General features: G+C 71.9%; 19 protein-coding genes. 9 read left to right on the top strand and 10 right to left on the bottom strand.

The genetic code is table 11. The features are described 5' to 3' along the window. The first annotated feature begins 63 nt into the window (after nt 1-63). Nucleotides 64-1500: a sensor histidine kinase gene (locus tag D7X96_RS20985; protein WP_121725370.1), complete on the top strand. Its 1437-nt coding sequence runs from the start codon at nt 64-66 to the stop codon at nt 1498-1500. Here the strand turns inward: D7X96_RS20985 and D7X96_RS20980 are convergent. The 5 genes from D7X96_RS20980 to D7X96_RS20960 all read right to left on the bottom strand — a co-directional run bounded on the left by D7X96_RS20980 (nt 1497) and on the right by D7X96_RS20960 (nt 6319). Next, nucleotides 1497-2834, bottom strand: coding sequence for a 5'-deoxyadenosine deaminase (locus tag D7X96_RS20980; protein WP_120548961.1), 1338 nt, complete (start codon nt 2832-2834; stop codon nt 1497-1499). The two genes, D7X96_RS20985 and D7X96_RS20980, sit on opposite strands and share 4 nt — an antisense overlap. 12 nt (nt 2835-2846) lie before the next feature. Continuing rightward, nucleotides 2847-3251, bottom strand: a complete 405-nt coding sequence (locus D7X96_RS20975; RefSeq protein ID WP_120548962.1) for a cytidine deaminase — start codon at nt 3249-3251, stop codon at nt 2847-2849. 69 nt (nt 3252-3320) lie between these two features. Next, nucleotides 3321-3803, bottom strand: a complete 483-nt coding sequence (locus D7X96_RS20970; protein ID WP_244219671.1) for a PilZ domain-containing protein — start codon at nt 3801-3803, stop codon at nt 3321-3323. Between the two features lie 25 nt (nt 3804-3828). Beyond that, nucleotides 3829-5001, bottom strand: a complete 1173-nt coding sequence (moeB, locus tag D7X96_RS20965; protein WP_121770556.1) for a molybdopterin-synthase adenylyltransferase MoeB — start codon at nt 4999-5001, stop codon at nt 3829-3831. A 13-nt stretch (nt 5002-5014) separates the two neighbouring features. Then, nucleotides 5015-6319, bottom strand: coding sequence for a thymidine phosphorylase (locus tag D7X96_RS20960; RefSeq protein WP_120548965.1), 1305 nt, complete (start codon nt 6317-6319; stop codon nt 5015-5017). A gap of 60 nt (nt 6320-6379) precedes the next feature. On the opposite strand from D7X96_RS20960, the gene D7X96_RS20955 reads away from it, so the two are divergent. The 5 genes from D7X96_RS20955 to D7X96_RS20935 all read left to right on the top strand — a co-directional run bounded on the left by D7X96_RS20955 (nt 6380) and on the right by D7X96_RS20935 (nt 12685). After that, nucleotides 6380-7573 carry a BMP family lipoprotein gene (locus tag D7X96_RS20955; protein WP_120548981.1) on the top strand — a complete coding sequence of 398 codons (1194 nt, stop codon included), beginning with the start codon at nt 6380-6382 and terminating at the stop codon, nt 7571-7573. Between the two features lie 38 nt (nt 7574-7611). Beyond that, complete coding sequence (locus tag D7X96_RS20950) at nt 7612-9105, top strand: ABC transporter ATP-binding protein (RefSeq protein WP_121770555.1); 1494 nt, start codon at nt 7612-7614, stop codon at nt 9103-9105. Next, the gene (locus D7X96_RS20945) at nt 9098-10231 is read left to right on the top strand and encodes an ABC transporter permease (protein WP_121724435.1); all 1134 of its coding nucleotides are present in this window, start codon (nt 9098-9100) and stop codon (nt 10229-10231) included. The genes D7X96_RS20950 and D7X96_RS20945 overlap by 8 nt, the downstream gene beginning before the upstream one ends. Further along, a complete protein-coding gene (locus tag D7X96_RS20940; RefSeq protein ID WP_120548968.1) occupies nt 10224-11153 on the top strand; it encodes an ABC transporter permease in 930 nt (309 codons plus the stop codon). The genes D7X96_RS20945 and D7X96_RS20940 overlap by 8 nt, the downstream gene beginning before the upstream one ends. 353 nt (nt 11154-11506) lie before the next feature. After that, nucleotides 11507-12685, top strand: a complete 1179-nt coding sequence (locus D7X96_RS20935; RefSeq protein WP_120548969.1) for a sensor histidine kinase — start codon at nt 11507-11509, stop codon at nt 12683-12685. Nucleotides 12686-12728: 43 nt separating this feature from the next. Here D7X96_RS20935 and D7X96_RS20930 read toward each other — a convergent pair whose 3' ends face one another. The 4 genes from D7X96_RS20930 to deoC all read right to left on the bottom strand — a co-directional run bounded on the left by D7X96_RS20930 (nt 12729) and on the right by deoC (nt 16491). Then, complete coding sequence (locus D7X96_RS20930) at nt 12729-13367, bottom strand: hypothetical protein (RefSeq protein WP_199747136.1); 639 nt, start codon at nt 13365-13367, stop codon at nt 12729-12731. A gap of 83 nt (nt 13368-13450) precedes the next feature. Beyond that, on the bottom strand, nt 13451-15178 hold the full coding sequence (locus D7X96_RS20925) for a phospho-sugar mutase (protein WP_121770554.1): 1728 nt from the start codon (nt 15176-15178) through the stop codon (nt 13451-13453). A gap of 35 nt (nt 15179-15213) precedes the next feature. Continuing rightward, the gene (locus tag D7X96_RS20920) at nt 15214-15609 is read right to left on the bottom strand and encodes a TraR/DksA family transcriptional regulator (protein ID WP_120548972.1); all 396 of its coding nucleotides are present in this window, start codon (nt 15607-15609) and stop codon (nt 15214-15216) included. Nucleotides 15610-15630: 21 nt separating this feature from the next. Continuing rightward, nucleotides 15631-16491 (bottom strand): deoxyribose-phosphate aldolase, encoded by an 861-nt coding sequence (gene deoC / locus D7X96_RS20915; protein WP_120548973.1) that lies wholly within the window; start codon nt 16489-16491, stop codon nt 15631-15633. 113 nt (nt 16492-16604) lie between these two features. Here deoC and D7X96_RS20910 point away from each other — a divergent pair, with 113 nt between their 5' ends. From D7X96_RS20910 to D7X96_RS20900, 3 genes are read left to right on the top strand one after another with little or no spacing between them, the layout of a single operon-like run. Next, complete coding sequence (locus D7X96_RS20910) at nt 16605-17846, top strand: ComEC/Rec2 family competence protein (protein ID WP_121770553.1); 1242 nt, start codon at nt 16605-16607, stop codon at nt 17844-17846. Beyond that, nucleotides 17843-19213: a ComEC/Rec2 family competence protein gene (locus D7X96_RS20905; RefSeq protein ID WP_120548975.1), complete on the top strand. Its 1371-nt coding sequence runs from the start codon at nt 17843-17845 to the stop codon at nt 19211-19213. Before D7X96_RS20910 ends, D7X96_RS20905 begins: the two co-directional genes overlap by 4 nt. Continuing rightward, the gene (locus D7X96_RS20900) at nt 19210-19473 is read left to right on the top strand and encodes a DUF3006 domain-containing protein (protein ID WP_121725543.1); all 264 of its coding nucleotides are present in this window, start codon (nt 19210-19212) and stop codon (nt 19471-19473) included. The genes D7X96_RS20905 and D7X96_RS20900 overlap by 4 nt, the downstream gene beginning before the upstream one ends. Nucleotides 19474-19595: 122 nt before the next feature. Here D7X96_RS20900 and D7X96_RS20895 read toward each other — a convergent pair whose 3' ends face one another. Then, entirely contained in the window at nt 19596-20099 is a 504-nt protein-coding gene (locus tag D7X96_RS20895; protein WP_121725542.1) for a hypothetical protein, read from the bottom strand. Nucleotides 20100-20287: the final 188 nt, after the last annotated feature.

Raw genomic sequence — 20287 nt, 5'->3', positions numbered from 1 at the left:
CGAAAGACGCTGTGGCCATGAACTTGCCGGGCGGGGAGGAAGCGGGGAAAACGAACAGGTCGCATGGACCCGACTCCTCCCGTCGCCTTTGAAAACGAGCTCGCGCGGGTGGTGGCCGCCCAGCGCCGGCGTGTTCTGGGCGCGGGGGCGGCGGTGCGGCTGGTGGGCACGGCCGTGTTCTTCGCCGTCAGCCTGGGGCTGTGGCTGACGGGCGCCCGGGACTGGGCCCACTACCCGCCGCTCCTGCTCTGCTACGGCGGCGTGGTGGCGCTCCTGTTCGCGCTGCGCTCCCGGCCCGTGACGAAGCAGCTGGGTGTCGTCCAGTCGCTGGTGGACGTGGGGCTGGTGTTCGGTCTGCAGCAGTTGGCCCTGCCCGTGTCGCCCTTCCCCGCGGGCGTGGCGGGCTTCAGCCTGGGGCTGTTCGCGCTGGTGGTGGCGCTGTCCGGCCTGGAGCTGATGCCCTGGCTCGTCTACGGCACGGCGGGCCTGGCCTCGCTGTCCCAGGCGGTCCTCATGCACCAGGCGGGCGTGGGGCCGGGCGCCATGGCCGTGGCGGCGGTGACGCTGGTGCTGGTGGCGGCGGTGAGCCACTACGGCACCGGGCGGCTGCGGCAGCTGGCCATGGACCTGTCGCACGCGGAGGTGGCCCGGCAGCTGGAGGCCCGCCGCACCCACGACGTGGAGGACGCCCACCGCACCATCGAGCGGATGCTGGCGGAGGCCCACGCGCGCAACGCCCAGCTGGAGGCGCTGCAGGCCCACCAGGAGCAGCTGATGCAGTTCCTGGTGCACGACCTGCGCTCGCCCCTGTCCGCCGTGACGCTGTCGCTGTCGTGGATGGAGCAGGAGCTGCCCATCGGCACGCCCATGGTGGAGTCCGTGCGCACGGGCCTGGCCGTCACCGCGCGCCTGGACCGGATGATCTCCGACCTGTTGGACGTGCCCCGGCTGGAGCAGGGCCGGCTGTCCCCGCGCAAGCAGGCCTTCCCGGTGGCGCCCCTCTTCGACGAGGTCCGCCGCTCCCTGGATGGCGCGGCCCGCCTGCGCAAAATCAAGCTGGAGCTGTCCTGTCCCCCCGGCTTCCAGCTGGTGGGTGACGCGGGGCTGCTCATCCGCGTGGTGGAGAACCTGGCCACCAACGCGCTCCGCTATGCCCCGTCCGGCGGCCGGGTGCGCCTGGAGGCCGGCGAGGCGGAGGGCTTCCAGTGGCTGGCCGTGCGCAACGACGGCATCGCCATCCCGCCAGAGGCGCGCGAGTCCCTCTTCGACAAGTACGTGCAGGGCAGCAGGGAGAAGGAGGGCCGCCGGGGCTACGGCCTGGGGCTGTACTTCTCCCGGCTGGCGGCGGAGGCCCACGGCGGACGGCTGGCGGTGGAGGACGCGGAGGGCTGGGCCACGTCCTTCGTGCTGCGCCTGCCCCGCGTACAGCCGACGTCGCAGCCGTCGTTGGATCCAATGGCGGATCCAATGGCGGATCCACCGGCCGCCCGGCGCCGCTAGGAGGCCTTCAGCTTCGCGCGGGCGAAGAGCTTCGTCGCCTGCGTGCGGGCGTTGGCCAGCACCGCGTTCGCGTCCAGCGTCGTCAGCTCGCCCTCGCGCAGCACCAGCTTGCCGTCGATGAGCACGTGCGACACGTCCGTGGAGCGCGCCGAGTACACCAGCGGTCCCGTCACGTCGTCCGGCAGCGGGCAGAAGTGGAAGCCGCGCATGTCCACCACCGTGAGGTCCGCGCGCTTGCCGGCCTCCACGGAGCCCACCTCGTCCTCCAGGCCCAGCGCGCGAGCGCCGTGCAGCGTGGCCATCTCCAGGACGTGCATGGGCGTCATCGCCACCGGGCCCACGCGCGGGTTGTGCAGCACGGACGCCAGCCGCATCTCGTGGAACAGGTCCAACGTGTTGTTGCACGGGGCGCCGTCCGCCCCCAGCGCCACGGGGATGCCGTCCTGCAGCAGCTCCGGGATGCGCGCGTAGCCCGACGCCAGCTTCAGGTTGGAGCCCGGGCAGTGGCACACCACCGTGCCGGAGTCACGCAGGAGCCGCTGCTCCTCGCCCTCCACCCACACGCAGTGGGCCAGCGTGACGTGGCGGCCGGTGAGCCCCAGCCCGTCGAAGAAGGCGATGTTGTCCTTGCCCGTCACCTGGCGGACCACGTCCGTCTCCGTGCGGTTCTCGCTGGCGTGCGAGTGGATGCGCACGCCCTTCTCGCGCGACAGCCGGCCCACCTCGCGCAGCAGCTCCGGCGTGCAGGACAGGGCGAAGCGCGGCGCGAACGCGTAGCGCAGGCGGTTGTCGTGGGTGCCGTGCCAGCGGTCCATCAGCGCCAGGCTCTCCGACAGGGAGTCCGCCGTCGTCTCGCGCAGGCCGGCGGGCACCTCCGCGCCGGAGTCCATCATCGCCTTGCCACCGACCAGCCGGTAGCCGCTGTCGCGCGCGGACTCGAAGACGGCGTCGTAGTGGTGCACGGTGCCCATGTCGAGCGCCGCCGTGGAGCCGGAGCGGATGAGCTCCGCGAAGGTCAGGTCCGCGCTGGCGCGCAGGGACGCCGGGTCGTGCGCGGCCTCCAGCGGCCAGATGCGCTCCTTCAGCCAGTCCAGCAGCTCCCGCTTGTCCGCGTGGCCGCGGAAGAGCGTCTGGCAGGCGTGCAGGTGGCCGTGGATGAGGCCGGGCATCACCACCTGCCCGGCGAGGTCCAGGACTCGGCGGGCGCCCTTCACCTTCAGGCCCCGGCCCACCTTGGCGATGCGCCCGTCCTGCACGAGCACGTCCGCGCGAGGCAGCACCTCGCGGTCGCGGTTCATGGTGACGACGGTGGCGCCAGTGAGAAGCAAGTCCACTTGAGGGGGGTCCTAGAGGAAGGAACGGGTGAAGGCGTGGGGCAGCAACTCGCTGAGCGGGTAGCGCGCCTCCTGCCCGTTGAGGGTGCGGCTTCGCACCGGAAGGTCAGGCCCGGCGAACTCCGCCATCACCTGGCGGCACATGCCGCACGGGGGACAGGGCTCCGGGGTGTCCACGACGATGGCCACGGCCACGGGCTTGCCTTTGCCCTGGGCCACGCCCGCGGCGAACGCGTTGCGCTCCGCGCAGACGGTGAGGCCGTAGGTGGCGTTCTCCACGTTGCAGCCGGCCACGATGGAGCCGTCCGCGTACAGCACGGCGGCCCCCACGGGGAACTTCGAGTACGGCACATGCGCGCGCTGGCGCACCCGGTGGGCTTCCTCGAACAGCTTCTCCCAGGGAATCTCCTCCGCCATGCCGCCCTCCTTCGCGGGTCGGAGGGCCCTGGAATGGGCCCCCGTCCCGCATGAAACCCGGAGCCTGACTCAGGCCCCGCCCTTGAGCTGATCGTCCAGGTGCCGGGCGATGGCCAGCTCCAGCTCCACCGGCAGGTCCACGAACTTCACCCGCACCACCAGGCCCGCCGCGCCGGGCTTGGGGGCCAGCACCTTGCCCTTCACCACCACTTCCTCGGGGGTCGAGGGCAGCGTGAAGCGCACCATCACGTCCTTCCCCTCTTCCAGGGCCTCGCCCACCCAGCCCACGCCACCCAGGGACAGGTCCCCGGCGCGCTCCAGGAAGCCATCCGCCCCATCCCAGCCGACCTTCAGGCGCATGGGGACGCGGGGCGAGTCGCGCCGGTCCTCTCCCGTCCTGGTGTCCTGGTTCTCGTTCTGCTCGGACATCGCCGTCGTCTCCCTGCCGCTGCCGCTCTCGTATCCGACCCGGGTCGCGTTCCACCACCGCCCCGGGTCCAGGCCGGCGGCATCATACGCGGGCCCGTCCGCCCCGTTGCGTCTGAAATGCATCACCCGGGAGACTCAGGCCCCTGGCTCAGGCCCCCGCCCAGGCTCCGGTGGCGCAGAACTGCTCATAATCGATGAGCTGGACCTTCGCTCCGGGCGCGCACACCGGGCACTCCGGGTCGCGGCGCAGCTTGAGCTCCTGGAAGCGCGTCCCCAGCGCGTCGAAGGTGAGCAGCCGCCCCACCAGCGACTCCCCCACCCCCAGGAGCAGCTTCAGGGCCTCCGTGGCCTGGAGCATCCCGATGAGCCCCGGCAGCACGCCCAGGACGCCGGCTTCCGCGCACGACGGCGCCAGCTCCGGCGGGGGCGGCGCGGGGTAGAGGCAGCGGTAGCAGGGGCCTTTGTAGGGGACGAAGGTCGTCACCTGCCCCTCGAAGCGGAACACGGAGCCGTGCACGTTGGGCAGGCCCATCCGCAGGCATGCGTCGTTGAGCAGGTAGCGCGTAGGGAAGTTGTCCCCGCCGTCCAGCACGACGTCGAAGTCCGCGAGGATGCGCTCCACGTTGGCGGAGGTGAGCCGCTCCTGGAAGGGCACCACCTTCACGTCCGGGTTGATGGCCTCGATGGCGGCCTTCGCGCTCTGGACCTTGGGCTGGCCCCGGCGCTCCAGCGTGTGCAGCACCTGGCGCTGGAGGTTGCTCAGGTCCACCACGTCCGCGTCCACCACGCCCAGCGTGCCCACGCCCGCCGCGGCCAGGTACAGCGCCGCCGGAGAGCCCAGCCCGCCCGCGCCCAGGAGCAACACCTTCGACTGGAGCAGCTTCGCCTGCCCCTCCTCCCCCACCTCCGGGAGGATGAGGTGGCGGCGGTAGCGCTCCTTCTGGTCGGCGGACAGCACCACCGGCTTCTCCACCGGGTAGGCCACGTCGCTCCAGCGGTTGTACCCGCCCGCGAGCGACGACACGCGCGTGTAGCCCATGTCCCGCAGCGTCCGGGCCGCGAGCGCGGACCGGGTGCCGCCCGCGCAGTAGAGGACCAGCTCCTCGTCGCGGTCCGCCTTCTCCTCGATGCGCAGCTCCAGGTAGCCCCGGGGGATGTGCACCGCGCCCGGGAGCCGTCCGCCCGCGTACTCGTCCGCCTCGCGCACGTCGATGAGCTTCACCTTCTGGCCGGTGACCAGCAGCTCACGGACGTGCTCGTGGGAGACCTCGCGGATCTCCTTCTTCACCTCTGACAGCAGCTCGCGGAACGTGGGCGCCATGGCGATTGCGTAACTACTCCAGCCGCTCCAGCACCAGCGGGCGGGCCGCGGGCGCCCGGTCGCCAAACCGGTAGGCCGCGAGCAGCCGCGCCTTCACGTCCTCCACCGGCCCGGCGTCGTTGTAGTGCACCTGCACCAGGGGCTCGCCCTGCTTCACCGCGTCGCCCACCTTCTTGAGCAGCGTGAAGCCCACGGCCGGGTCGATCTTGCTGTCCACGCGCTGCCTTCCTGCGCCCAGCGCCACCGCCGCCAGCCCCACCCCTTCCGTGTGGATGCCGGTGACGAAGCCGTCCTTCGGCGCCACCACGTCCGTCGTGGCCTTCGCGGTGGGCAAGAGCGAGTAGTCGTCGATGGAGCGCGGGTCGCCGCCCTGCGACTGGACGATCTCCTTCAGCTTCTTGATGGCGCTGCCGTCCTCCACGGAGCGGCGCAGCATCCCGCGCGCCTCCTCCACGTTGGCGGCCTTCTTGCCCAGCACCAGCATCTCCGCCGTCAGGGCGTAGGTGATTTCGGTGTAGTCGTCCGGCGCCTCGCCACGGAGCATGTCCACGGCCTCGCGGACCTCCAGGGCGTTGCCCACCTGGCGGCCCAGGGGCTGATCCATGTCCGTGAGCAGGGCCACGACCTTGCGGTTCATCTCCGCGCCCAGGCCAATCATGGTGCGGGCCAGCACGCGCGCGTCGTCCGCCGTCTTCATGAAGGCGCCGCTGCCCACCTTCACGTCGAGCACCAGCGCGTCGATGCCCTCCGCCAGCTTCTTGCTCATGATGGACGACGCGATGAGCGGGATGCAGTCCACCGTCGCCGTCACGTCGCGCAGCGCGTAGAGCTTCTTGTCGGCCGGGGCCACCTGGGCCGTCTGGCCGATGAGGCAGCACCCCACCTCGCGCACCAGCCGGCGGTAGTCCGCGGTGGACAGGTTCACGTTGAAGCCGGGGATGGACTCCAGCTTGTCCAGGGTGCCGCCGGTGTGGCCCAGGCCGCGGCCGGAAATCATGGGCACGGGCACGCCGCAGGCGGCCGCCAGGGGCGCGAGGCTCAGGGACACCTTGTCGCCCACGCCGCCGGTGGAGTGCTTGTCCACCTTGATGGCCGGCGTGTCGGAGAGGTCCAGGACCTCACCGGAGTGGAGCATGGCGCGGGCCCACGCCCCCAGCTCCCGCGAGTCCAGCCCCTTGAAGAAGATGGCCATGCACATGGCGGCCATCTGGTAGTCGGCCACGGTGCCGGCGGTGTACGCCTGGATGAACGCCTGGATGTCGGACGGGTCCAGCTTGCCGCCATCGCGCTTGGCCTTGATGAGCTCGTAGGGTTGCACGGGGCAAGGCCATATCAGAGGGAAAGCCCTGGCCGCATCTGGTAGATAGCCAGCCCCATGATGCTCCGCCGACTCCACGTGTTCGCCCTGGCCGCGCTCCTGTGCGCCTGCTCCAAGAAGCCCGAGGATGCCCCCAAGGCGCCCTCCCAGGCCTCCACCGCCACGAAGCCCTCCGAGGGAAGACCCGTGGTCGTGGGGCTCGTCATCGACGTGGGCGGCCGGGGTGACCACTCGTTCAACGACGCGTCCCTGCGCGGCCTGGAGCTGTGGGCCGCCGGCAAGAAGTACGAGGGCGGCAGGTACGTGGACGCCCCCGCTGGCGAAGTGCGTCAGTCCATCTCCTCCGACCTCGCGGCGCTCGCACCGGAAGTGAAGCCCCTGCCGATCCAGCCCCTGGTGCTCCAGAGCAAGGCGCAGGAGGACTACGCCCCCAACCTCCAGCTGCTCGTGGAACAGGGCGCGAAGCTGACCATCGGCAACGGGTACCTCCTGGCCAACGCGGTGCGCGACGTGGCCACCGAAAACCCGGACGCCAGGTTCCTGCTCATCGACAGCCAGCTGCTGGACGCGCAGGGCAAGCCCAAGTCGCTGGCCAACGTGCGCACGGTGCTCTTCAAGGAGCAGGAGGGCAGCTTCCTCGTGGGCGCGCTGGCGGGGCTCGTCACCAAGACGAACAAGGTGGGGTTCGTGGGCGGTATCGAAGTCCCCCTGATCAAGCGCTTCGACGTGGGCTACCGCGCGGGCGTGCGCACCACCAACGCGAAGGCGGCGGACGCGCTGATGGCCGTGTACACGGGCAGCTTCAACAGCGTGTCCGCGGGCAAGGAGGTGGCGCAGGACCTCATCGCCAAGGGCGCGGACGTCATCTTCCACGCGGCGGGCACGGACGGCCTGGGCGTCATCCAGGCGGTGAAGGAGGCGCGCGCGGCGGGCAAGACGGTGTTCGCCATCGGCGTGGACTCGGATCAGTCGCACCTGGCGCCGGACGCCATCCTCACGTCCATGGTGAAGCACAGCGACCTGGCCGTGTACCAGGCGGCGAAGGACCTGGTGGAGGGCAAGCTCACGGCGGGTGAGCAGGTGCTGGGCCTGAAGGAGAACGGCGTGGGCATGGCGGACGTGCGCGTGGAGTTCCCGGGCAAGGCGGAGGCGCTCCAGAAGGTGGAGTCGCTGCGGCAGCAGATCCTCGCCGGGAAGATTTCCGTGCCGGGCACGCAGGCGGAGCTGTCCTCCTTCCAGGTCGCGCAGCCCTGATCTCCCTCCAGCACATCGCGAAGCGCTTCGGGTCGTGCGTGTCCCTGGAGGACGCGTCGCTGGACATCGCCCCGGGGGAACTGCTCGCCGTGGTGGGCGAGAACGGCGCGGGCAAGTCCAGCCTGATGAACGTGCTCTACGGGCTCTACCATCCGGACGCGGGCACGTTCCTCATGGACGGCAAGCCGGTGCGCTTCAAGAGCCCGCGCGACGCCATCGCGAGGGGCATCGGCATGGTGCACCAGCACTTCATGCTGGTGCCCACGCTGACGGTGGCGGAGAACGTGGTGCTGGGCCGCGAGCCCACGAAGCGCGGCCTGCTGGACCTGGACCGCGCCTGTGACGAGGTCGCGGCCACGGCGAAGCGCTTCGGCTTCCAGCTGGACCCTCGGGCCCGCGTGGACACGCTCACGGTGGGCTCGCAGCAGAAGGTGGAAATCGTCAAGGCGCTGCACCGGGGCGCGCAGGTGCTCATCCTGGATGAGCCCACCGCCGTGCTCACGCCGCAGGAGTCCGACGAGCTGTCCCAGGTGATGCGCGGGCTGGTGGCGCAGGGCCGCACGGTGGTGCTGATCAGCCACAAGCTGAAGGAAGTGCTGGGCGTGGCGGACCGCGTGGCGGTGATGCGCCGGGGCCGCACCGTCGCGGTGGTGCGCGCCAGCGAGACCACCGTCTCCGCGCTGGCCTCGCTGATGGTGGGTGAGGGTTCGAGGGGCGCCGCGATGACCGGCGTGCCCGCGGTCGCGGCCGGTACGCAGGATGCGGCCACGGGCCCCGTCGTCCTCGAAGCAAAGGACCTGCGGGCCACGGGCGACAACGGCCGTCCGGCGCTCCAGGGCGTGAGCCTCACCGTGCGCGCGGGCGAAATCGTCGGCATCGCGGGCGTCGACGGCAACGGGCAGCGCGAGCTGGCGGAGGTGCTCACCGGCCTGCGCAAGCTGGACGGTGGAGAGGGCACGCTGCTGGGCGGTCCGCTGGCGGGGCTGACCCCGGCGCTGGCCAAGGCGCGCGGCGTGGGCCACGTCCCCGAGGACCGCCTGGCCCGCGCGGTGGTGAAGGCGATGACGGTGGAGGAGAACGTGGCGCTGGGCCGGCACCGTCAGCCGCCGTTCGCTCGCGGGCCGTGGGTGGACTTCAAGGGCCGCCGCGAGCGCACGAACCAGCTGTTGTCCGGCTACGACGTGCGCCCGAACGACCCGGTGGTGGCGCTCCAGGCGCTGTCCGGCGGCAACCAGCAGAAGGTCGTGGTGGCGCGCGAGCTGGACGCGGATCCGAAGCTGCTCGTCGTCGTGCAGCCCACGCGCGGGCTGGACATTGGCGCGGTGGCGCAGGTGCATGAACGCCTTCGGGATGCGAAGGCGCGGGGGGCGGGAGTGGTGATGGTGTCGCTGGACCTGGAGGAGGTGCTGGCCCTGTCCGACCGCGTCTACGTCCTCTACGAAGGCCGCGTGACGGGACACTTCCCGCGCAAGGACCTGGACGAGCGCGCGCTGGGCCGCTGCATGCTGGGCGCGGAGGCAGGCCATGGGTGAGCGGACGCGGCAGGTGCTGCCGTCGGTGCTCTCCGTGCTGCTGGCGCTCGCGGTGTGCTGGCTGACCATCGCCCTCACGCGCGACGCGGACACCGCCACGCGCGCCTACCTCCAGATGCTCTGGGGCGGCGTGGGCAACTGGCCCGCGTTCCTGGAGGGCGGCAACTCCACCGCCGTGCTGCGCCCCCTGGGCGAGGCCGCGATGAAGGCCGCGCTGCTCACCCTCACCGGCCTGTCCGTGGCGGTGGCCTTCAAGGTGGGCCTGTTCAACATCGGCGCGCAGGGACAGATGATCTGGGGCGCGCTGGCCGCGGCGCTCGTGGGCGCGCACGTGTCGCTGCCCGGCGTGCTGCACGTCCCGCTGGCCCTCATCGCGGCGGCGGTGGCGGGCGCGGCGTGGGCGAGCATCGCGGGCGTGCTGAAGCTCAAGCGCGGCGTGCACGAAGTGATTTCCACCATCATGCTCAACTGGGTGGCGGTGAGCCTCGTGGACAACTGGCTCGTCATCGGCCCGCTGCGCGCCGTGGCGGAGGGCGCGTCGTCCATCACCGGCACCGCCGAAATCCTCCCCTCCTCGCAGCTGCCCCGGCTGCTGGGCGACAGCTCGCGCCTCAACCTGGGCTTCCCGCTGGCGCTCGCCACGGCGCTGGGCGTCTGGGTGTGGCTGTCCCGCACGCGCTCCGGCTACGAGACGCGCGCCGTGGGCCTCACCCCGGAGGCGGCCCGGGCCGCGGGCATCCCCACGCTGTGGCGCGCGGGCGGGGCCATGGCGCTCGCGGGCGCGCTGGCGGGCCTGGCCGGCGCGGTGCTGGTGCTGGGCACGGAGGGGCGCTACCCGGGCTCGCTGGGCGCGCCGTACGGGTTCGACGGCATCGCCATCGCGCTCATCGGCAACAACCACCCGCTGGGCGCGGCGCTGGCCGCGACCGTCTTCGGCATCCTGCGCGCGGGCGGCACGCGCATGCAGCTCTTGGGCGTGCACAAGAGCTTCCCGGAGCTCATCCAGGGCTTCGCGCTGCTCTTCGTCGCCGGACGCATGGTGTGGCTCGCCCTGCTGGAGCGGCGCCAGAAGCGGGCGCTGGCGGAGAAACCCGCCCAGGCCGGAGTGGAGGTGCCCCGTGCTTGAGGTGCTCCACTCGCTGCTCTTCTCCACCCTGGACGCGGCCCCCGCCCTGGTGTTCGCCGCGCTGGGCGCCATGCTCTCCGAGCGCGCCGGCGTGGTGAGCGTGGGCGTGGAGGGCATGATGCGCACCGGCGCCTTCTGCGCGGCCGTGGCGGCGCTCGTGATGCCCACGCCCCTGGCGGTCCTGGTGGGCATGGCCGCGGGCGCGGGCATCGCCGCGGTGCACGGCTTCTTGAGCATCCGCTGGCGGTCGGATCAGGTCGTCTCCGGCATGGCCCTCAACCTGGTGGCCATGGCCGGCGGCACCTTCCTCTTGGAATCCCTCTACGGCCCCAACGGCACGCCCGGCATCACCCAGCTGTCGCGCTGGAACCTGCCGGGCCTGTCCCACGTGCCGCTGTTGGGCGCGCTGTCGGGCCACTCGGCGCCCACGTACCTTGCGCTCACCCTGCCCTTCGTCTTCCACCTGCTCCTGTCGCGCACGCCGCTGGGCCTGCGCCTGCGCGCCGTGGGGGACAAGCCGCACGCGGTGGCCACGCTGGGCCTGTCCGTGCCCGCCCTGCGCTGGGGCGCGGTGCTGGGCGGCGGCCTCATGGCGGGCCTGGGCGGCGCGGTGCTGTCCACCGCCGTCCTGGACCGGTTCGAACAGCACACCCCCGCGGGCCTGGGCTTCATGGCCCTGGCCGCCATGGTGTTCGGCCGCTGGACGCCCCTGGGGGCCTTCGCCGCCGCGCTCTTCTTCGCCTTCGGCAACGCGCTGCGGATCGGCCTCGCGTCGAGTGCTCCCTGGCTCCTCGAGCTGGTCCCCCAGGGCTTCCTGCTCGCCCTGCCCTACCTGTTGACCCTCCTCGTCCTGGCGCTCCAGGGCCAGCGGGGCCACGCCCCCGCCGCGCTGGGCACGCCGTACGAACAGGAATCCCGCTGACCATTTTGAGAGGGAGCGGGTATCCAGGGACCCGGGTCCGAAAACACTTTTGGTCAGGTTCGACCTGCCAAATCTGAAGCGCGCACCTGCCCTGATGCGTCAGGTCATGCGTTGGCGCTCCGCCAACCCCCTGACCTTACTGGATCACGCTTTCCGGCCTTTCCAGTGTGGGCTGATCTGCCGTTGGGTGGACGTCCGGCATGCCGCTGGCATGGGAGTGCGACCATGTCGGATTGCGGACGGGATACCGGGCAGGCGGAGCATGTGGGCCTGAGCGATTCCGGGACGTGGTCCCCCGGATGCGGGACAGCGCCCGTGGGCGTTGGCCGGTCCGGTTTCCAGGCTGGGGTGGCATGAACATGCAGACGACGGCAACAGGCTCGACGTCACCCCAGCGCCCGCGAGTGATCGCGGTCGACGTGGAATCCAGCGGGGTGGAGCGGGTGCGCTCCATCCTGACGCCGGCGGGCTACGACGTGCTGCCCGCGCGCGGGACGACGGCCGCGCTGGAGGCGGTGTCGCGCCACTCCGCGGACCTGGTGCTGCTGGACGTGGAGCGGGCCCGCACGGTGGGCCTGGCCGCGTACCGGCGCCTTCGCGAGGAGCTCTCCCCGCCGCAGTTCCCCATCCTCATGCTCACGCCTTCCGCGGACCGCCAGACGCGCCGCGAGGTGATGGAGGCAGGTGTGGACGACTTGCTGACGACCGAACCCCTGGACCCGCTGGAGCTGAAGGTGCGCGTCCACACCCTGCTGGAGCTCAAGGCGCACCGCGAGCAGGGCGGCCTGCGTGAAGTGCTCCAGGACCCGCGCACGCGCTGGGTGCGCATGGAGCGCCTGGCGCGCGTGGGCACGCTGGCCGCGGACCTGGCCACGCAGATGGACCAGCTGGGCGTGGGCCTGCAGCGGGCGCTGGAGCACGTGCGCGCCCGCGCCGCCCAGGGGCTGCCGCCGGACTCGGCGGAGCTGCTCAAGCTGGGCGTGGCCGGCGAGCAGATGCGCCTGCACGGACAGCACCTCCTGTCCCTGGGCCCCTCCGGTCCCCAGGACATCCAGCGCTTCGATTTGCGGGAGGTGGTGCCGGAGGTGGTGTCCCGCCTGCGCGCCGCCGGGCGCCTGGGCCGCGCGGACGTGCGCGCGGTGCTGCCGGAGGACCCCATCGCCGTGGTGTTCAACCGCCGTCAGGTGGAGCAGGTGGTGGCGGAGCTGGTCTGCAACGCGGTGGACGCCGTGGAGGACGTGAAGGACCGTCCGCGCGTGGTGCAGGTGGGCGTGGAGCTGCCGGACATGTTCGGTGAGTTCGGCCCGCAGCTCTTCGTGAAGGACACCGGCATCGGCATCTTCGAGGACGAGCTGCAGGCCATCTTCTCGCCGTACTACACGACCAAGGCCCCGGAGAAGAGCGTGGGCCTGGGCCTCACGGTGGCGCGCACCCTGGTGGAGAGCATGGGCGGCAAGCTGACCGTGAAGAGCCGCGTCAACCTGGGCAGCACCTTCACGGTGGAGCTGCCCGAGCAGACGTCGTCCTGGTAGCGGCCGCACGGGCGGGGAAGGCCTCTCCCCGCCCGCGTGACGGCTAGAAGCGGTAGGCCACGCCCGCCAGCGCTTCCATCGTGAAGAAGCTGTCGTCGGCGCGCGGGACGATGGAGGGCCCCATCCGCAGGTTGAAGTTCACGTTGAAGTTGTTGTTCACGAAGTACTCCAGGCCGCCTCCGAAGAGGATGGGGATGACCGGCCCGATGCCCTCGCCGAAGTAGACGTTGAACGGCACGTCGAGGCCGGCGTTGATCATCAGCGCGCTGCCCACGGGGATGCCCACCACGAAGGCCACCGGCAGGGCCATGCCGAACATCGTGTTGTTCCGGGGGAAGTAGACGAACGGCCCCGGCTGGAAGGTGATGGCGAAGGCCACCTTGTCCGTCCGGGCAATCATCACCCGCAGCCAGCCCTGGAGCTTGAGGCCCGCGTCGGACGCGTCCACCAGGCCCTCACGGCCCCAGTTGAAGCTGAACTTGCCGCCGATATCCACGTTGTCCGAGCCGCCATGCAGCAGCCCCAGCGTCAGGCCGGGGAAGCCAATCTGGGCGCTGAACATGTTGCGGCCCGAGCCGACGGTGTCCGCCGCCAGCAGGGACCAGCCCTGCCCGCGCGCCATCGCCGTACCGGGGATGGCCAGGAGCACGGCCAGGAGGAAACCAGGAATCAAGCGCTTCACGAGGTTCCTTTCTTCGAAGGGCCGCGACAGGGGACGCGACCCGGGGGGTTGGTTCAGTTGAAGGGTGATTCAGGACTCAGGACTCAGGCGGGCTGGCCTCGATCACGCGCCAGCGCCAGGAAGGCGTCGATGAGGGCCGCCAGCTTCGCTTCCGCGCGCTGCCGGGCCTGGGGGAGCGGCTCGCCGGGGGCGGGCGTCTCCTTGTGCTCGAAGTAGTATTTGATCTTCGGCTCGGTGCCGGAGGGGCGCAGGGTGACGCGGCCGCCGCCCTCCAGCGCGAAGGCGAGGACGTTGGACGGAGGCAGGCCGCCCTCGCCCTTCTGGTAGTCGCGCACGGCCGTCACCGGGAAGCCGCCGATGTTCGCGGGCGGGGACGCGCGGAAGGCCTGCATGATGGCGCGGATGGTCCGAGCGCCCTCGGAGCCAGGGAGCGTCACGTTGCGCTGGGCGCCCACGTGCAGGCCGAAGCGGCGCTGGATCTCCTCCAGGTAGCCCAGCACGGTGGTACCGCGCGCCTCGCACCACGCGGCCATGTCCGCGACGACCAGGGCCGCGCCCACGCCGTCCTTGTCGCGCGTGGCGGTGCCCACGGTGTAGCCCAGGGCCTCCTCGTAGCCGAAGACGAACTGCGTGCCTTCCTTCGCCGTGCGCTCCAGCGCGCGGTTGGCGATCCACTTGAAGCCGGTGAGCACCTCGTCGTACGCGGCGTCCAGCCCGCGCGCGATTTCACCCAGCTGCGTGGAGGACACGATGGTGGTGACGACGTGCGGACGCGCGCGCTTCGTCCCCTGCGTGAGGACGTAGTGCCCCAGCAGCACGCCCACCTCGTTGCCGGTGAGCAGGCGCAGCTTCCCGGACGCATCCCGCGCCATCACGGCGAGCCGGTCCGCGTCCGGATCATTGGCCAGCACCAGGTCCGCCTTCACGCGCTCCGCCGTGGCCAGGGACAGGTCCATGGCGCCCGGCTCTTCCGGATTGGGGAAGCGCACGGTGGGGAAGCGGCCGTCGGGCTGCTGCTGCTCGGCCACCGGCGTCACGCGCGGGAAGCCCGCCTCCTTGAGCGCGAGCGCCGCCCACGCGCCGCCCACGCCGTGCATGGCCGTGTAGACGATGGACAGCATGTCGCTGCCCTTGCGGTACAGGCGCAGGTCCAGGATGGCGCGCAGGTACGCGTTGCCCACGTCCTCCGGCAGGTCGCGCCACAGCCCCTTCGCGCGCCCCTCCGAGGGCGTGAGCAGCGGCACGGCGTTGGCGGGCTCCACCTTCGCGATGGCGTCCGCGATGCCCACGTCCTGCGGCGGGACAATCTGGGCGCCGTTGCCCCAGTAGACCTTGTAGCCGTTGTACTCGGGCGGGTTGTGGCTGGCGGTCACCATCACCGCGGCGGCGGCGTTGAGGTGCAGCACGGCGAACGCGGTGACGGGCGTGGGCACCGGCTCCGGGAAGACGTGCGCGGGGATGCCCTCCGCGACGAACACGGCGGCGGTGTCCTCGGCCAGCTCCTTGCTCAGGCGGCGCGCGTCGCGGCCCACCACCACGCCGCGCGTGGTGACGTCCGGCACGGTGGCCTTGAGGTAGCGCGCCAGGCCCGCGGTGGTGCGGCGCACGACGGCGCGGTTCATCCGGTTGGGGCCGGCGCCCAGCACGCCGCGCAGGCCCGCGGTGCCGAACTCCAGGTCCTGCGCGAAGCGGTCCGACAGGTCCGCCCAGTCCTGCTTCGCCAGCACATTGGCCAGCTCCGCCTGGGTCTCCGGATCCGGATCCGCCTTGCGCCAGGCCTCCGCCCGCTCCCTGAGTCCGGTGGTGTCCATCGCGCGTTGCCTCGTGGTTGGAGAAGGGGCTTCTTTCAGCCCTTGTAGTCGGTGAGGTGCTTGCGGCGCACCGGCCCCTTGGGGCCGTCCTTGTTGTTCTGGCACGCGACGCAGAACTCCGCGTAGGGCATGGCCTTCAGGCGCCCCAGGGGAAGCTCGTCGCCGCACTCCTCGCACTCGCCGAAGGAGTCCGGGTCCTCGCGCAGCTTGCCCAGGGCCTTCACCACGCGCGCCAGCGTGCCGTCCGTGTTGCGGTTCCGGCTGGACGCGATGGTCTGCATCATCTCGTTGAGGGGCTGCTCGTCCTCGTCGCCGCCCACGCGCGCCTCGTCGGTGCGGTTGGGCTCGATGCGCAGGGGCGTCTTCCCGCTCAGCTCCGCGTGGAGCGCGAGCAACTGCTGGAGGAAGTCCTCTCGCTGCTTCGGGGTCACGGTGCGTGCTCCGGGAAGGGGTCAGTACTGCGCGGTGGAGATCTGCCCGGTGACGATGGCCACGGACGCGGAGGCACCCAGGCGGTTGGCGCCCGCGCGGATGAGCTTCACGGCGTCCTCGGCGGAGCGCACGCCGCCGGAGGCCTTCACGCCCACGTCGTCGCCCACCACCGCGCGCATCAGCTCGATGTCCTTCACCGTGGCGCCGCCGGGCCCGAAGCCCGTGGACGTCTTCACGAACGCGGCGCCCGCGGCCTTGGACAGCGCGCACGCGACGACCTTCTCCTCGTCCGTGAGGTGGCCCGTCTCCAGGATGACCTTCACGGGCACGGGGTGGCTGGCCTCCACCACCGCGGCGATGTCCTGGTGCACGCGCTGGTAGTCGTGCGCCTTGAGCGCGCCCAGGTTGAGCACCATGTCGATTTCACGCGCGCCCGCGCGGATGGCCTCGCGCGCCTCGAAGGCCTTCGCGGACGACAGCGCGGCGCCCAGCGGGAAGCCCACCACGGCGATGGGCACGGCCGTCGCCCCGTCCAGCACGCGCGCGGCGGTGGCCACGTGGCAGCTGTTCACGCACACGGTGGCGAAGCCGTACTGCCGGGCCTCCTCGGCCACGCGCACGATGTCCTCCGCGCGCGCCTCCGGCTTGAGCAGCGTGTGGTCGATGTACGGGGCCAGGTCCGACGCCTTCACCAGGGTGGCCGGGTCCACGCGCGCGGTGGCCGTCTTGACGCCGGGCGGGCGCGGGGGCTCCGGGCTCAGGATGGCGGCGGGCGCGGGCGGAACCGCCTCCTGCTGGACCTTCCAGGCGTGCAGACGGTGACGGGCCTGGTCGACCAGCTCTTCCAGGACGGTGAAGAAGGCTTCGGCGTCGGACGGCATGCCGCGCCCCTTAGCCCACTCCCGGGCCTCGGGGAAGCGCTCGCGGGAGGACGTAGCCGCCGGTCAACGCACGGGCTGCGAAGAATGGGAGCGGGGCTGTAGAGTTCCAACCCGTGAAGGTCTTCGCGCGGCTGCTCGCACTCCTTGTCCTCCTCTTCGCGGTGGTGCCGGGCCACGCGGCGGCGCCGTCCTCCCCGGCCCTGCCCTCCCCCGCCCCGGGCCGGCTCACGGTCTACTTCCTCGACGTGGGCCAGGGGGACGCGGCGCTCATCGTGTCGCCCACGGGCAAGACGGTGCTCATCGACGGCGGTCCTCCAGAGGCCGGCACGCGGCTGGCGGCGCGGCTGCGCGAATTGGTGAAGGGCCCGCTGGACCTGGTCATCCTCACCCACCCGCACCTGGACCACCTGGGCGGGCTGCGCGCGGCCGTGAAGGCGGTGGGCGCGAAGCGCTTCATGGACCCCGGCTTCGACCACCCGAGCGAGGCGTACCGCGACCTGCTGGACTTCGTGGGCCGCGAGGTGGGCCAGGTGATGAGCCCGGAGCCCAACCCGAACTCGCCCCAGACGCTGCTCACCGTGGGCCTGGGCGAAGGCGTGGCGCTGACCGTGCTCTGGCCGCGCGTGCCCCAGGAGACGTTCCTCGCGAACACGCGCTCGGACGCGAACGCGAACTCCATCGTCACCAAGCTCACCTACGGGAAGACGGCGTTCCTCTTCACGGGGGACTCGGAGCCGCCCACGGAGGAGGTGCTGCTGCGGAAGCCCGTGGACCTCACCTCCACGGTGCTGAAGGTGGCGCACCACGGCGGCAAGCACTCCTCCACCGCGGCCTTCCTGGAACGCGTGAAGCCGCAGGCGGCGGTCATCTCCTGCGGCGTGGGCAATGACTACGGCCACCCCAGCCCGGAGGTCCTGGGCCGCCTGCGCGACGTGCGCGCCCGCACCTTCCGCACCGACCAGGACGGCGAGGTGATGGCGGTGAGCGACGGCACGTCCGTGACGCTGCGCTCGGCGAAGGGCACCTCCGGGGCCGCGAGCCTGGGTGGCACGCAGCAGGCGGGAGCCCCGGTGGCGCTGGGCCCCATCGAGCCCACGCCCCAGGGCCGCTCCGGCCGCTCCACGGAGAAGGAGCCGGAGCCGGGCACGCCCCGGACGCGAACGCCCGCTTCGCCCACGACGCCAGCGGACACCTCCGCCGCCACGGACGAGCGCTACGTGTCGTTGAAGGGCAGCAAGGTGTTCCACCGCGAGAGCTGCAAGACCTTGAAGCGCTCGAAGAACGAGCGCACCGTCTATCCAAGCCGCGCCGACGCCCTGCGTGAGCGCCGCCCCGCCGAGGATTGTCATCCATGAAGGCCCGCATCGCGCTGGGAGTGGGGCTGCTGCTCGCCTCCCTGGCCTGTCAGCAGCAGCCGTCCGAGCCGCCAGCGCAGAAGCCTCCGGAGAAGTCGCGCTACTTCGGGGGCGCGCCGGACGGGAAGCTCCACGTGTACTTCTTCGACGTGGGCGCGGGGGATGCCGCGCTCATCGTCACGCCGCGCGGCAACACGGTGCTGGTGGACTCCGGCCCCGCGTCCGCCGAGTCGCACCTGGTGAACCGGCTGCCGGAGCTGCTGCGCCGCGAGCTGGACCTGGTGGTGCTCACCCAGCCGGATCCGAAGCACCACGGCGCGCTGGAGGCGGTGCTCAAGCGCGTGGGCGCGAAGCGGTTGATGGAGCCGCAGCTGCCGGACACGTCCAAGGCCTACGACGCGCTGCTGACGGCGGTGGGCTCGAGGGGCGTGCAGGTCATCTCACCCGCGCCGTCCTCGTCCGCGCCCAAGGAGCTGGTCCGGATGACGCTGGAGGACCGGGTGAACCTCACGGTGCTCTGGCCTCGCGCGCCCGCGGAGCCGCTCTTGAAGGGGGCCGCGGACGCGGAGGGGCGCAACGCGGCGAACTCCATCGTGCTGCGGCTGACGTACGACGACACGTCGGTCATCTTCGCGGGCGGCGCCCGGGGGGAGACGGAGGCCCGGCTCCTGGAGCGCGGGCTCTTGTCCCCGGCCACGCTGCTGAAGGTCGCCTCGCCCGGCGTGGAGGGCGCGAACTCGCAGGCGTACCTGGAGGAGGTGCGCCCGCAGGCGGCGGTGTTCAGCGGGGATGACAGCCTGGGCAAGAGCCCGAAGGTGAAGGAGCTCCTCGCGCGGCTGCGCGGCGTGGATGCGCGGACGTTCCGCACGGACGTGAACGGCGAGGTGCACGCGGTGAGCGACGGCAAGCAGTTCGAGCTCTCGCTCCAGCGTCCGACCCCGGGCGAGCCTGGCGGCACGCGGCGCGTCTTCCCGGGGCTGGATCCGCGTCCGCCGCTGGCGCGGACGGTGAAGCCCGTGGTGAAGCCGGAGCCCTCCGAGCCGCCGCCCGCCATGAAGACGGAGCCCGCGCGCGTCGCCGAGACTCCGCGCGACGGCAAGGCCCGCGGCGGCAGCGTGACGGACGTGGATGACCTGCCCACCGCGCGCAAGGGCACGCGCCTGGAGGAGGCGCCTCCGAAGGCGGTGCGCCCGTCCTCCAGCACGTCCATGACGGGCGGCTACATGGCGAGCAAGAACAAGCGCATCTTCCACAAGTCCACCTGCCGCAGCGTGAGGCTCATCAAGGATGAGAACCTGCTCACGTGGAGCACGCGTGACGCGGCGCTGAAGACGGGCCGCGAGCCCGCCGGAGACTGCCACCCGTGACGAAGAAGGCGAAGGCCCCCCGGTCCCGGGCCACGGTGGACCGCATCGAGGACGACGTCGCCGTGCTGGTGGTGGATGGCCGGCAGGTGACCCGCGCGCTGGACACCCTTCCGGCGGGCGTGCGCGAAGGAGACGTCGTGGACCTGGAAGCGGGGACGGTGGACGCCGAAGCCACCGAGTCCCTGCGCGCGGACGTCCGCGCCGCGAGGGAACAGGCGATGCGAGGAAAGAAGCCGCCTTCGGGCGACTTCGACCTCTGAAGCCAGGAGCACGGCGAGGAGCCTGAAACGAAAACGTCCTGCTCCCGGGCGGGGAGCAGGACGCGTGACGCCGTGGGCCTGCCCGCCGCGTGACGCGGAAGCAGGCCCATCTCACCCGTGGGCTACGGCGTGGAACCTTCCGCCGGAGCCGCGGGCTCACCACCCGCCGCGGAGCCCGGCGGCGGCGCCACGGGCTCGGGCGCGGCCTGACGGGGCGCCGGAGCCGGAGCCGGAGGCGGCGCCTTGCCGGTCACCTTGTTGACCATGTCCGCCAGGGCGGGCGGCAGCATGCCCGCCGCCGACAGGCCGAACAGCGCCACCGCCGGCAGGACGATGAGGAGCAGCAGCACCAGCGCCACCACCTTCAGCGGGCTGCCACGCCTGGCCGGCACCACCGGACGCTTGCGCGCGGCCTTCGAGTCCACCTGCTGCGCGTCCTCCTCGTCCTCGTCGCCGCGAGGATCCTCGCGCGTCTCGTCCTGACCGGCGTCCTCCTCGTCGGAGGCCTCGCCCCGGTTGCCGGGCAGGTCCAGGTCGGAGAACAGCTCGTTGAGGGGCGCGCCGTTCGCCGCGGGGGCGTTGTCCACCGGCGCAGCCACCGCGCGGCGCGGGGCGGGCGTGGGCACCGGGGCAGGCGCCTCACGGTTGCCGAAGAGCGTGCCCTCGTCCTCGTCGCCGTCGCGCTCGAAGCCGCCGTTGTCCTCGTCGGACGGGCCCGGCTCGTTCTCCGCGTAGAAGGGCTGCTGCGGCTCCGGCTCGCGGCGGGCAGGCCCACGGCGTCACGCGTCCTGCTCCCCGCCCGGGAGCAGGACGT

The organism is Corallococcus interemptor (genome assembly GCF_003668875.1).
GTDB lineage: Bacteria > Myxococcota > Myxococcia > Myxococcales > Myxococcaceae > Corallococcus > Corallococcus interemptor.
The sequence above is the reverse complement of the archived record's forward strand: the minus strand, read 5'-3'. Positions and strand labels throughout refer to the sequence as shown.

Excerpts from the sequence above, each read along its gene's own strand:
- D7X96_RS20975 (WP_120548962.1), bottom strand. The coding sequence starts at position 3,251 with ATGGCGGAGGAGATTCCCTGGGAGAAGCTGTTCGAGGAAGCCCACCGG.
- D7X96_RS20985 (WP_121725370.1), top strand. The coding sequence starts at position 64 with ATGGACCCGACTCCTCCCGTCGCCTTTGAAAACGAGCTCGCGCGGGTG.
- D7X96_RS20970 (WP_244219671.1), bottom strand. The coding sequence starts at position 3,803 with ATGCATTTCAGACGCAACGGGGCGGACGGGCCCGCGTATGATGCCGCC.
- D7X96_RS20905 (WP_120548975.1), top strand. The coding sequence starts at position 17,843 with ATGAAGGCCCGCATCGCGCTGGGAGTGGGGCTGCTGCTCGCCTCCCTG.
- D7X96_RS20935 (WP_120548969.1), top strand. The coding sequence starts at position 11,507 with ATGAACATGCAGACGACGGCAACAGGCTCGACGTCACCCCAGCGCCCG.
- D7X96_RS20955 (WP_120548981.1), top strand. The coding sequence starts at position 6,380 with ATGCTCCGCCGACTCCACGTGTTCGCCCTGGCCGCGCTCCTGTGCGCC.
- D7X96_RS20945 (WP_121724435.1), top strand. The coding sequence starts at position 9,098 with ATGGGTGAGCGGACGCGGCAGGTGCTGCCGTCGGTGCTCTCCGTGCTG.
- deoC (WP_120548973.1), bottom strand. The coding sequence starts at position 16,491 with ATGCCGTCCGACGCCGAAGCCTTCTTCACCGTCCTGGAAGAGCTGGTC.
- moeB (WP_121770556.1), bottom strand. The coding sequence starts at position 5,001 with ATGGCGCCCACGTTCCGCGAGCTGCTGTCAGAGGTGAAGAAGGAGATC.
- D7X96_RS20925 (WP_121770554.1), bottom strand. The coding sequence starts at position 15,178 with ATGGACACCACCGGACTCAGGGAGCGGGCGGAGGCCTGGCGCAAGGCG.